This is a genomic window from Exiguobacterium sp. KRL4 (assembly GCF_001870785.1).
GTDB lineage: Bacteria > Bacillota > Bacilli > Exiguobacteriales > Exiguobacteriaceae > Exiguobacterium_A.
In genome coordinates this window covers 26,811-40,017 of record NZ_MOLV01000018.1, presented here as the reverse complement: position 1 = coordinate 40,017, position 13,207 = coordinate 26,811, and the positions used below count along the sequence as shown (strand labels likewise).

The 13,207-nt window shown below is 46.7% G+C and carries 9 protein-coding genes and 2 pseudogenes; 2 read left to right on the top strand and 9 right to left on the bottom strand.

Annotation, left to right across the window (positions count from 1 at the left end; genetic code table 11):
• Positions 1-123: 123 nt before the first annotated feature.
• The 5 genes from BLD48_RS11480 to BLD48_RS11460 form a co-directional block, all read right to left on the bottom strand.
• Complete coding sequence (locus BLD48_RS11480) at positions 124-1,221, bottom strand: LCP family protein (RefSeq protein WP_071500325.1); 1,098 nt, start codon at positions 1,219-1,221, stop codon at positions 124-126.
• 226 nt (positions 1,222-1,447) lie between these two features.
• The gene (nagB, locus tag BLD48_RS11475; protein ID WP_071500324.1) at positions 1,448-2,206 is read right to left on the bottom strand and encodes a glucosamine-6-phosphate deaminase; all 759 of its coding nucleotides are present in this window, start codon (positions 2,204-2,206) and stop codon (positions 1,448-1,450) included.
• A 6-nt stretch (positions 2,207-2,212) separates the two neighbouring features.
• Entirely contained in the window at positions 2,213-3,358 is a 1,146-nt protein-coding gene (nagA, locus tag BLD48_RS11470) for an N-acetylglucosamine-6-phosphate deacetylase (protein ID WP_071500323.1), read from the bottom strand.
• Positions 3,359-3,506: 148 nt separating this feature from the next.
• Positions 3,507-6,065, bottom strand: a complete 2,559-nt coding sequence (mprF, locus tag BLD48_RS11465; RefSeq protein ID WP_071500322.1) for a bifunctional lysylphosphatidylglycerol flippase/synthetase MprF — start codon at positions 6,063-6,065, stop codon at positions 3,507-3,509.
• Positions 6,062-7,417, bottom strand: coding sequence for an MATE family efflux transporter (locus tag BLD48_RS11460; protein ID WP_071500321.1), 1,356 nt, complete (start codon positions 7,415-7,417; stop codon positions 6,062-6,064). Before BLD48_RS11460 ends, mprF begins: the two co-directional genes overlap by 4 nt.
• Before the next feature lie 96 nt (positions 7,418-7,513).
• Here BLD48_RS11460 and BLD48_RS11455 point away from each other — a divergent pair, with 96 nt between their 5' ends.
• Positions 7,514-8,296, top strand: a complete 783-nt coding sequence (locus tag BLD48_RS11455) for a CHAD domain-containing protein (RefSeq protein ID WP_071500320.1) — start codon at positions 7,514-7,516, stop codon at positions 8,294-8,296.
• On the opposite strand, the gene glsA is transcribed toward BLD48_RS11455, so the two are convergent.
• The 4 genes and pseudogenes from glsA to BLD48_RS16685 all read right to left on the bottom strand — a co-directional run.
• Positions 8,293-9,225, bottom strand: a complete 933-nt coding sequence (glsA, locus tag BLD48_RS11450) for a glutaminase A (RefSeq protein ID WP_026830855.1) — start codon at positions 9,223-9,225, stop codon at positions 8,293-8,295. The two genes, BLD48_RS11455 and glsA, sit on opposite strands and share 4 nt — an antisense overlap.
• Positions 9,226-9,373: 148 nt before the next feature.
• Entirely contained in the window at positions 9,374-11,947 is a 2,574-nt protein-coding gene (clpB, locus tag BLD48_RS11445) for an ATP-dependent chaperone ClpB (RefSeq protein WP_071500319.1), read from the bottom strand.
• Between the two features lie 6 nt (positions 11,948-11,953).
• A pseudogene (locus tag BLD48_RS16690) lies at positions 11,954-12,367 on the bottom strand (DnaJ C-terminal domain-containing protein); the annotation flags it as partial.
• Between the two features lie 102 nt (positions 12,368-12,469).
• Positions 12,470-12,820, bottom strand: a pseudogene (locus BLD48_RS16685) (DnaJ domain-containing protein); the annotation flags it as partial.
• A 192-nt stretch (positions 12,821-13,012) separates the two neighbouring features.
• Between BLD48_RS16685 and BLD48_RS11435 the strand changes: the two are divergent.
• The gene (locus BLD48_RS11435; RefSeq protein WP_071500318.1) at positions 13,013-13,204 is read left to right on the top strand and encodes a YwbE family protein; all 192 of its coding nucleotides are present in this window, start codon (positions 13,013-13,015) and stop codon (positions 13,202-13,204) included.
• The last annotated feature ends 3 nt before the right edge of the window (positions 13,205-13,207 follow it).

Below are 13,207 nucleotides of genomic sequence, written 5' to 3'. Positions count from 1 at the left end.
TTTCATTAGCAAAAATTTGATGTGGCCATAGAAATAAGCTCCCTATAGTAGACAGTTTTGTTATTTCAACTGTCTACTTTTGTGGGAGCATATCAGTTGGATAAGAAAAAGGTCTTTTTGGACTCATTGAACAGCTTCTTCGACTGTCGTTGAATCGGTTTGTCCGGGTGTTTCCGTTTCATCTTTGATCGGTGAGACTTCTTGTCCTTGCATCGCTTTTGTTAAGTTTGCTTTGACACGGTCAAGTTGGTCTGGGTCGAGATGATATTCCCATTTCCCACTGATTCCGATATACCCTTCTCCCGCTAACTGGTATTCGGTCGTATTACGTAATGCCGTCGTGAAATCAACTAAACGTAAATAGTCGTTGGGACCGAGATTCGTCTCGACGTTGTCTCCGACTGCATCTAAAATATCTCGGTACGCACCAAGCGAACGGAAGCTCGCCGCCTCTTTCGCAACTGCCTGAATGACTTGCATCTGTTTTTGTCCTCGACCGATATCACCGAGTGGATCATCGTGACGATTCCGGACATAGGCGAGTGCCTGTTCTCCGGTCAAATGTTGCATCCCTTTTTCGACGGTAATCGTGCCAGCCTTACGTGCTGAATCTTGTTCTTTAAACGCGTAACGGACATCCACATCTACACCATTTAAGGCATCAATCAATTGAACAAACCCTTGGAAATTGACTTTGACGACATGGTTGATCTCAATTCCAAGCAAATTTTCAGTCGTCTCACGTGCTAACTTGATTCCATTGTATGAGCTGGATGGATCCATCGAACCAAAGTAGTGGGCATGGGTAATTTTATCCTGCTCGACACCCGTCTTCCCGTACGGCACGTCATATTTCGAATAATCGATATTAACGAGCGAGTCACGAGGAATACTCGTCAACACCAATTGTTCCGTTTTTTTGTTCAAGACACCAACGATCATGACATCTGATCGAGCGGGCTCGTTCCGTGATTTGCTGGCTTTCGTCTCATCCGTTCCTAAAATCAAAAACGATTCGGACGGAACATCGTCATATTTAGAACTAGCATTCGAACCTGGAATGTTGATTTGTGTTTTCGCTAATGTTTCCTGCGTTTTTATGAAAACCGCTCCCGCATAACCGGAACCGATGACAGTCAAAAGTAGTAACAAGGCAGCGATCACTTTGATGAACATCTTGCCAGCACTCGGTTGCCTCTTTCTTGCTGATCTCGTCTGCATCTGTAAGCCCTCATTTTCATGTAAATTTTCTGTAAAGTTCACTATTCTCCATTATCCGGACTTTTATTAAAATGTCAATTTACGATTCGATTAAGATCGTGTGATTTCATTGCTTGAGGAATCTGTATGCTTTTCGATTCGGATTTCAAAAGAAAAAACTCGCCCTTACCAAAAACGGTCTTTTAAAAGTCCGTTCTCGTGAAAGACGAGTCATTTATTTCCTGATTCATTTCATGAAATTCGTATACGCTGCCCGACCAGTCCGTTTGGCTTCCTCCGATAACAGGCTTGCCGCTTCTTCATCCAATACGACCATGACATCCGCATGCCGTTGCAAGATGGTCGCCGGACAGTCGACTGTCGCTGGTCCTTCCATCATGTCCCGGATCGCTTCCGCTTTCCGTTCACTTGACGCCACCAACAAAATCTTTTTCGCTTCCATGATCGTGCCGATTCCCATCGTGATTGCTTCGCTCGGGACATCTTCTAACCGATCAAAAAACCGTTGATTGGCCATCCGTGTGGATTCCGTTAGTTCGGTGACATGCGTCTTAGCATCAAACGGGGTTCCCGGCTCGTTAAACGCGATATGTCCGTTTGAGCCGATACCAAGCAGTTGAATATCGATCCCGAGTGTCCGGACGAGTTGTTCGTACCGGTCACTTTCTTGATTCGAATCCGCTGTGTTGCCGATCGGCAAATACGATTCCTTGAAAGGAACGGCATCAAATAGATGCTTCTTCATGAACGTATGATAACTGTGCGGATGATCCGGACTCAGTCCGACGTATTCGTCCAGATTGACGGTCGTCACATGCCGGCAGTCTAGTTGATCTTTGCGCCATTCTTCGTACACACCGAGCGGAGAACTGCCCGTCGCGAGGCCAATCGTCAAACCTTCCGGGTGTCTCAGAATTTCTTGTTTTACTAATTGATACGAGACGTTTGCTAATTCTTCTGCTTTTTTTACAATCATCCATTTCATCAGCTGTTACCCCTTCCGTCCTTTAACTTGATAAACCGTTCCTCGATGAATCGTCTGTTCGACTTCGAGATCTGCATTTAACACAACAAAATCAGCATCTTTCCCTCGTTCAAGTCGTCCCTTTTGTGTCAGACCAAATTCTTCCGCCTGGTTGACTGAAGTCATCTGCACCGCTTGTTCCAGTGAACAGCCGGTAAACGTGATGATGTTGCGGAGCGCCTGATCCATCGTCAAGACACTCCCGGCTAAATGACCGCTCGCTAGACGTGCTGCACCGTCCTTGACGTAAACCGTCTGCCCGCCTAACTCGTATTCTCCGTCCGACAACCCTTTTGCCCGCATGGCATCGGTGATGACCGTCAACCGTTCTGGTCCTTTCATCCGGTAAGCGAATTCAACCATCTCTTTTGAACTGTGAATCCCGTCCGGAATGATCTCCGCATAAACCGGTCGTTCCAGCAGACAGTATCCGACCGTTCCTGGTTCCCGGTGATGCAGGGCACGCATCTGATTGTAGAGATGCGTCCCATGTGTGACTTGTCCTAAATGATTTTGATTAAAGGTCGCGTCCGTATGTCCCGCAGATGGAACCGCCCCTGTCGCTCGGACTGCGGCTTCAAAAGCACGCGCTCCCGGACGTTCTGGAGCATAGGTGACGAGTCTGATTTGATTTCCGGATATCTCCTGCCACGTCAAAAACTGTTCGACATCGGGTTCGACGATGTATTCCAAAGGTTGCGCCCCCGCATAGTCTGGATTGATGAACGGACCTTCGAGATGGATTCCTTCTATCGTCGTTTGACGCGAGTGGATCACGTCCCGCGCGACTTCCAACGCTCGGGTGATTTGCTTCCAGTCTTGCGTGATTGTCGTCGCAAAAAAGGAAGTGACTCCTTCCGCAAGCATCGCTTCGCTTAACCGGATCAGTGCTTCCGGATTCGCATCCATCGTATCGACATCATATCCACCATGAATATGAATATCGATCATTCCTGGAATCAGTCGTTTTCCCCCCAGATCAATGACGATTTCGTCGGCTGGCGTGTAGTCGGTCATATCACCAATTGCTTCGATGACACGATCAAATCGAATGAATCCGTTCGGAATGACTTCCTGTCCTGTATAGATTTCCGCATGAATGATGCTTGTCATATCTTTGCTCCCTTTCTCTGTATGATCTCGTTCGTCATTATTCCTTTACCTTTAGTATATCGTCATTCAATCTAGTTGTATAGACCTTTATACATTTTAATCGAACACAAAAAAGAAGATCCTTTATGATAAAGGAATCTTCTTTCACTTACGGTAATAAAATCCGGTCTTTTTTCTTCGAGATGAGACGCGTTACCTTGAAAATGGCCATCGTCAAGGATTGACGTTTTCGGTACGCCAAGTAGCGTCCTTCCCATTTCGGATCATATTTTTCTTTATACCGTCTCAAGCCGGTGAAACTGTACATATACCGGATGTTGTTAAAGACATCGGCTGCGACCCGTTCTTGCCAGAAGGAGGTTTCATCCTCACCAACGGAAGACAAAGGTGCCATCCCCATGTTGAACGTATGGTATCCATGTTCCTTTGCATAATCAAACAGCCGGATGAGCATCGCGTCCATGATCCCGTTCGGACCATCTGGGCGAAAACGCATCAAATCAATCGACAAGACACCTTCTTGATATGCCGGCATGAAAGTCATGAATCCTAGAATCTCGTTTTTCGCATCACGCATGATACCAATCGGAGCATGGTTCAAATAGGATTCATCAAAATAGCCAAGTGAAAAGCCTTTTTCTGATTTCCCACCTAACCAGTCATCCGAGACGTCCCGTAGCTGGTCAAGCAAGCTGCTTGTCAAGGGGGGCTCGACGACTTCAAACGTCATCCCTTCCCGTTCAAACCGGTTTTTAATGGAACGTAGACCTGCCCGTTTTTTCCCTGAAACAGTGAAAGTAGTGATATCAACGATTGCTTCCTCACCTAACTTGAAGAAGTTGAACCCAAAATCATGATACAGGGACATGTTTTGTGCCTGGATCTGATAGATGTTCGGGATATACCCCAAGTCCTCGACGCGTCGTAAAAAACACGCAATCAGTTGCGAATGTTCTGCCGGGTCACCACTTGGATCTCCGAGCATCATGATTCGGTTACCGGTTTGACTGAATTGAATGAACGAACGACCCGATTCTGAAAAGAAGAAGCGTTTATCTCCCAAAAAGGCCAAATGACTTAAATAATTTCCGCCCTGTTCCGTTAGCACGTCGGTCACTTTTTGTTGATCTAATTTTTCTCCTAAGACAGGTTGGTTAAATGTATTAAATAAACGAATGAAGACGAGGGTATAGACAAGGGCAAAAATCGTCGCGCTGGCAGCAAACATAAAAATTTCATGAGCCGGATAGACCTTTGTCCCGTCGGCTGACCCAAGCGTATAAAAGGCGTAACCAAAGAAGATGAACCCACCGATATACAAAAAGCCAGCAATACTCGCACGGATCAGACGGGTCGTCGTAATCAAAGTGCGTTCACGATGAAAGGCATTTCGTGACATCGTGACCAAGATTAAAACAATCAGTACGACGGATAAGGAAATCAGGTTAAATCCACGAAGCGCCATCCCGATAAGGGCAAAGAACGACGCACCATAGATCATATACAATGAACGTTTTGTCCGACGATACAAAGAAGGTGCCAGTAAGACATACAACAAGCCCGCCATTAAAAAGAAACTGTTTGCGAGCAATAAAAGTTCATGCGGCAAACGTGCTTCCAGGTATTCATATTGGGTGGAGTTCGGCGGTAAAATCGCCAGTCCCCAAATCGTAATACCGGCGAGTAAGGTGATCAAGGCTAATGTAAAGTGCCGGACTTTACTCAAGAAACGTAACTGGAGTCGCCAGATGACACCCCCGACTTCCACTGAAGGTCCGACGATCGGTTTGTCTTCAATCATCTTGACGACGGGACCACTGAATTCGCGTGCTGAGAAAATCACACCAATCACAAACGGAATCAAGTAATAGACCAACCGGTAAATCAGTAATCCCGTGAGGACGATCCCCTCTTCGACACCCGCACGTTGCATACCAATCAAAAAGACTAAGTCAAATGATCCAAATCCACCTGGTACCATCGAGATCAGTCCAGCTGTCGCTGCGATGATGAAGACACCGATGACTTTTGAAAAACTGACGTCTGTCCCAAGTGCCGCTAGAATCAAATACACGACGACTCCGGCACTAAACCATTCTGCGAGTGACACTAAGGAATAGAGGGCAATCGACGACGGACGAATACTGCTGCTCCCCCGGCGGAACGTAAACAACAAATAGATCGGGAAGAAAAAGGCAACTCCGATGATGACCGGCCACAACCATTTTTTTAAATCCAACACTTCAAATGCCGGAAAAACATTTAGTAATGACAATGCCGATAGAATTGATAATCCACTGATCAACGTTGGTGCCATCCAGCCAATCGCCTTCAATAGACGAGTTCCCTCGACGAATGGACGATACAGTGCCGAGCGGACACCAATTCCGGCGAGTCCACCGAAACCGATGATACCGTTAAACGAGTTGGCAATCCAAGAGGCCCGGAAAATCAATCCGAGCGGCACTTTAGCGTGAAGCGACCGCAATAAAAAGAAGTCATAAAAAAACATCGTCGCGACTGCTCCAAGACCAGCAATGATCAGCAAAATGAATTTCCAAGACGGAATTTGCTGAATCGCTCGAATCGATTCTTTTAACGACAAACTTTTTAACTCGTTTTGCCCTTGATAAAAAATGAATGCAATCAAGACGATTGGTAAAATGATTTTCGCAACCGTCATGAGGCGCTGTTTATTGAACTTCATTTCACAACCTCCTTCGATTTTCTAACGAGATGCACCAAGCGGAGTAACAAAAGACCGGCTCCGACAGCAAGTCCGATGATCAATCCCCACCAATAGCCGTCTGGTCCAAGTGCCGTAAATCGCTCGAAATAAAAGCCAAGTGGCAAACCGATGACCCAGTAGGCCGTAATCGTCAGAATGAAAGTGACGTTCACATCTTTGAATCCTCGCAGTGCCCCTTGAGTCGGTGCTGCGACTGCATCGGATAATTGAAAGAAAATCGCTAAGATCATGAAATGTGCTGCCATCTCGATGACAGCTGGATCATTACTGTATAGTGCTGCAATCTGTTCGTTCTGGACGTACAACAATCCACCGGAGAATAAGGACACGGCAAGACATAACAACAAACCGATCCAGACATACTGCACCGCATCCTTGACCCGTTTGGCCCCCATCTCGAAGCCGACCGTGATCGTCAGTGCCGATGCTGCAGAGAGTGGAATCATGTAAACAAATGACGCAAAGTTGATTGCTGCCTGATAGGCTCCGATGACGACATCGCCGTAAGCGCCGAGTAACAACGTCACTGCCGAAAAGATACTGACTTCTGAAAAAATAGCCAGACCGATCGGCGCTCCAAGCAAGACCAGTTCTTTGATCCGCTTGACATCCGGTTTATAAAAACGTCGGAGAATCCCAAGGCGTTGGAACAGTTCTCCTTTTAAGACAACACCGATGACCGCGAGGCATAAAATCCAATAGGTGATCGCTGTCGCGACCCCCGCTCCGATTCCACCCAATTCCGGAAAACCGAACTTTCCGAAGATAAACAGATAATTGAAAGCGACATTAATGGGTAAAGAGAATAATAATAACGTCATCGTGATGTTCGACTTCCCTAAGGAATCAATCAACGTACGAAGGACAAAGAAGACAAACATCGGTATGATACCAAACCCTAACATGATGAGATACACACGGGCGACATGACGTGCTTCGTCCGATAATTCCATCTGATGTAAAATCGGATTAACAAGCAAAAAGCCAAGAACGATTGTCAGGAGGATGATGACGACAGACACATAAAGCGCCTGGACGACGATTCGTTTCACTTCCCGTTCCTTCCGTGCCCCCATCGCTTGGGAGACCAGTGGAGCGACTGCTAATAAGATACCGGTCAATCCGGTATAGACGGGTGCCCATAGACTGGCTCCGACTCCAACACCTGCTAAATCAGCTGATCCGTATCGACCAGCCATGACCGTATCAAAAAAACTAATTAAGTAAAACGCTACCTGTGTGACCAGAATCGGAAAGAAGATCTTCATGAACTGCTGAATCTTTCCAAGTAGCGTAGTTGTTTCTAACATTGTTCCACCACATTCCAGGGCAATACACTCACCCTATTTTTAATAAGTTATCCTATGCTGCTCTGTTCTACGTAAAATCCATAAGGAGGGATTCATTTGAATCATCGTGATGTCGAAAATTTAACATTTGAATTGTTGGAAACGTGGTCGACGTTTAATCATTACGCAAAAGAAGCACAAACCTTTAAAAATCCGGAGGATGTCCATCAGGCACGGATTCGATTACGTAAATTGATTACATTCGCTAAGTTACTCAATCAAACGGAGGAACCAATCTATCTCATCTGGAAACGCCTGATGGACGCGTTTGGTCAAGTCCGTGATCTTGATGTCCAACTGAGCCAACAATCCGTTGACTCTCCAATTGAACAACTGTTTGCGGAGCACCTTGCCCTTCAACTTCAAGGAAAACGCGCGACGTTGCTCGAGACGATGCATCTGTTGATTTCAAATGAACTGGATCGTTCCGTCCGACGGTTTTTAGCCGGTCCATTAACAAAACAATTAAAACGGATTGATGAAAAAGAACTGCTCCAGACTGCCGAAAAACGATTCGATAAAAAACGACTCCATTATGAAAAAGTCCAACATAAGGAGGGAAAGAAACGCATCCAGATGATGCACGAATTACGACTCGCGACGAAATTTTACAGATATACGGTAGAATACTTGCGTCCCTACACGGATTTCCCAAAGTCTTCCGTCGACCGATTAAAACGGATCCAGACCCAATTGGGTGATGTCAACGATACGTATAATCGCTTGGAACGTTGGCACCTCTTCACTGTTCCCGCGTCACAAGTACCCCAACAGAAAAAAGAAGTCGAGCGTCTCGAACGGAAACTTTCGAAACTGTTAGACCAGCTTTCATTTGCCTAGGGATGACGCTGGACAAGCAATTCAAGCATCTTTGTTCCGGCAATCGAATTTCCTTTTAAGTCCAGTGCCGGTCCAAAAATACCGATTCCAAGATCCGCCATATCAAAGTCACTTCGACCACACGCAACAATCGCACCGGATACACCACTTTTTCCCGGTAATCCCACTTGGACGGAAAATTCACCCGAAGCATCATACATGCCACACGTCGTCATGATGGCTCGGATGATCCGAGCGTTGCGGCGTGAAATGACCTGATGACCGGACGGTGTCTTTCCAGACTGGCTCAAAATTTTCCCCATCATCGCCAGCCCTTTACAGTTCGTCAGGATCGCACACTGCTTCGTGTAGACATCGATGATTTCCTCGACATTTCCTTCGATGACTCCATGATACCGCATAAAATATAGCAAAGCGCGATTCAAATCCGTTGTCTCAAATTCGGACTGCGCAACTTCCGCATCATATTTGACCATGTCGAGTTCGATATCGAGTAAGTCCGCGATGAATTGACGCAAGCGGTTCAGTTTATCGGCAGCATCTTCTCCTGGCAACATACTCGTCACGGCAAGTGCCCCTGCATTAATCATTGGATTGAGTGGTTTTGTCGGAATCGTCTCTTCAAGTTTCGCAATCGAGTTGAAGGCATCCCCCGTTGGTTCCATCCCAACTTTGGAGAACACATAGTCTTCTCCAAATGTCTCAAGGACAAAGGCCAACGTAATGATTTTCGAAACACTTTGTAACGTAAACATCGTTTCTGCATCTCCTGCCGATACAAACGTTCCGTCGGCATTGCAGACAGCGATTCCAAGCTGTGTCGGTTCAGACTTTGCCAGTTCTGGAATATAACTTGCTACCTGTCCAAGCACCGTATAAGGGCGACATTCAGCGATTAATTCTTCTAGTTGTTGTTGCGTTACATTCATCGAAGTCCCTCTTCCTGTCGTTTTTAATAGCTTATCATGCTTTTTAGAAACGAGATATGACCGTTCTTCTTTTTGATTTCACATCACGTCAAAAAGGTCGTCTGTCCCCTATCGCTTAGAGGACGAGACGACCTTTTTGTAATAGATGTCAACGAATGACAAGTTCTGTTCCATCCGTATCGATGGCGACATGCGAACCATCTTGGATTGCCCCACTGATTAATGCACGGGCCAGCTTCGTCTCGATCGTCCGTTGAATGTACCGATTGATTGGACGTGCCCCGTACTGTGGTTCAAAGGCTTCATTGAAGATCAAGGTTTTCGCAGCATCTGTCACGTCAATCGTAATCTCACGACCCGAGAGACGATCGGCCATTTTGCTGACCGCTTTATCAATGATCCGCTCGATTTCGGCACGATGGAGCGGATGGAAGAGGATCGTATCATCAATCCGGTTCAAGAATTCCGGCCGGAAATAATTTTTTAATTCTTGACGAACGGCTTCTTCTTCTGCCGCATCAATATTTCCGTCTTTTGCTGCTTCGAGTAGGATGTTTGAACCGATATTCGACGTCATGATGACGATCGTATTCTTGAAGTCAACCATTCGCCCTTGTGCATCCGTCAACCGTCCATCGTCTAACACTTGGAGCAGGATGTTAAACACATCACCATGCGCCTTCTCGATTTCGTCAAACAGAAGGACAGAGTAAGGACTTCGGCGCACCGCTTCCGTCAATTGACCGCCTTCTTCATACCCCACATATCCTGGTGGGGCTCCGACTAGACGTGATACATTGTGTTTTTCCATATACTCCGACATATCGATTCGAACGATATGCTCTTCACTATCGAACATCGCAGCGGCGAGTGCTTTCGCAAGTTCCGTCTTCCCGACACCGGTCGGACCGAGGAACAGGAACGAACCGATCGGACGATTCGGATCTTTGATGCCCGCACGTGCCCGGATGACAGCATCCGAGACCAACCGGACGGCCTCATCTTGGCCAAAGACTCGTTCATGCAACGTATCTTCTAAATACAGTAATTTTTCGCGTTCGCCTTGTGCGAGACGGCTGACCGGAATCCCCGTCCACTTCGACACGATATCGGAGATCTCTTCGTCTGTCACGGCTTCTCGGACTAATTCATGCGAGACGTGTTCTGCCGATTCCTCCGCCACCTTCAACTGATTTTCAAGTGCTGGAATCTGTCCATACTTGATTTCCGATGCTGTATTTAAATCATACCGTCCTTCTGCTTCTTGCAAGGCAAGTTTTGCTTTTTCAAGATCCGCCCGCAACTGCTGGACGTTTTGGGAGCTGTCTTTCTCGCGTTCCCATCGTGTCCGTAGCGCACTTTCGTCTTCCCGAACAGAACTTAATTCCTGTTGCAAGACCTCAAGTCGCTTCCGTGATGCTTCATCGGTTTCTTTTTTGAGTGCTGCTTCTTCGATTTCAAGTTGCATGACACGACGAACTAAAGAATCCAGTTCCGCAGGCATGGATTCCATGTCGGTCCGAATCATGGCACAGGCTTCATCGACCAGGTCGATCGCTTTATCAGGCATGAAACGGTCCGTGATGTAACGGTCCGAAAGAATGGCTGCTGCGACAAGGGCATTGTCATGGATCCGGACACCATGGTAAATCTCAAACCGTTCTTTCAGTCCGCGCAAAATCGAAATCGTATCTTCGACATCCGGTTCCGCGACGAGGACTTGTTGGAAACGACGTTCAAGTGCCGGGTCTTTTTCGATATATTTCCGGTATTCATCTAATGTCGTCGCACCGATACAATGTAATTCTCCCCGGGCAAGCATCGGTTTTAACATATTCCCGGCGTCCATTGCACCTTCCGTCTTACCTGCACCGACAATCGTATGCAATTCATCGATGAATAACAGAATCTGACCTTCGGCTTCCTTGACCTCGTTCAAGACGGCTTGGAGCCGTTCTTCGAACTCCCCTCGGTATTTGGCACCGGCGACGAGTGTACTCATATCCAGACTGAATAACTGTTTATTTTTGAGGCTTTCCGGCACATCTCCCCGAACGATCCGTTGAGCCAGTCCTTCGACGATGGCCGTTTTCCCAACACCCGGTTCACCAATCAAAACCGGATTATTTTTTGTCTTCCGACTGAGAATCCGAATGACCCGGCGAATCTCATCATCGCGTCCGATGACCGGATCCGTTTTACCTGACCGGAAATCGGCTACGAGATCGCGTCCATATTTCTTTAACACATCAAAAGTGGCTTCCGGATTTTTGGTCGTAACTTTCCGGTTTCCTCGCATCTCGATGATCGCTTCTCGTAATAATGGTTCTGTTACGCCTTGGCTCCGCAGGTATTGTGTCGCTGGACTTGATTGTTTAACGAGACCAAGCAACAAATGTTCCACGGAGACATAATCGTCTTGCATCAATCGCGCTTCTGTTTCTGCTTCCGTCAGTACTTGTAACAGCGAGTTACTGATACGCGGGGTCGACGACTGACCGAGGGCAGGTAATCGCCCGATGGCTTCATTGATGCCCGCTTCAAGTTGATCCATCCGCTGATCCAACTTCTCAAAGACGATTCGTGCAATTCCTTCTTCTTGGGAAATCAAGGAAAGCAATAAATGCCACTCCGTGATTTCACTGTGTCGACGTTGTTTGGCAATCGCTTGTGCCGATACGATGGCTTCATGCGCCCGATCTGTTAGTTTTTCAAAATCCATTGTACGTCACTCCTTCACAGATAAACGATTTTCCCACTCTTCATAAAATGCTGAATCCATTTCTGGAAGTTTTACTTCGAGTTGCACTAATAGAGCTCCTCGATGACCTTCGCGGTTACTGAGCCCTCGGTTTGGAATTCGGAGACGCGAACCCGGTTTTGTACCTGGTTTGATTTTTAATTTCACACGTTTTCCCTCTAATGTATCAGCCACGACTTCGCCTCCTAAGACAAATATCGTCGGATAGACGCGGACGGTCGAGATGACGTCGGTCTCTTGACGGCGGAAACGGTCGTCATCCTTCAGATGAATCGTCACGTAGACATCCCCAGCGATGCCTTTACGGTTGCGCATCGAACTTTTCCCGCGTAACCGGACTTTTTTTCCGTCATATAAATCTTTTGGGAGACTCATCTGAATCGCACCCGTAGCTAATCGAATCGTTACTTTCTCATTGGTACTGAGATGACTGAGCGGAACGGTCAATTCGAGTTCCTCATCCGTCGCTTCTTCCTCTTGACTAAAAAACGAACCAAACATGTCTTCAAATCCAAACGATTGACCGGCTGATCCGCCTGGTCTCGATTGACGTCCGTTAAACTGACGGAACAAATCATCGTAGTCAGCCGACTGACCATATCCCGCCCCTGCCACCCGTTCGAAATCACTTCCATACTGATCATATTGGGCTCTTTTTTCTTCATCCCCGAGCACATCAAAAGCTTCCTGAATATCCTTAAAGCGCTGGTCGGCGCTTGCTTCTTGATTGACGTCTGGATGGTATTGTTTCGCCAGTTTGCGGTACGCCCGTTTGATTTCTTGGTTCGATGCTGATTTCTCGACCCCAAGTGTTCGATAATAATCTTTTGCCATCCCGATCACTCCCTTAACTTTCATTCTGTATCTTAATTATAAAATTGATCGCTCAATTGGTCAAATATAGTCAAACTTTTTTTGCTGATTCTTTCATTCTTTTCACTTTACGGATTTTCCTTAAACAAGTTTCGTGCAGAAGAAGCATGGTATACTGACATCCATAGTTATCTAAAAAGGAGCGGTCAACAGATGGATGGTAAAAAACGAGCCGATGTCAAAATCGGACAACACGTCAGTATCGTATTAAAACAGGATCAGCGGACAGGAAAACGGACGGAGGGAATCGTCAAGGATCTTTTGACGAAGTCTCCAAACCACCCGCACGGTATCAAAGTCCGACTCGAAGACGGGCAAGTCGGTCGCGTCCAAGAAACTTTATAATTC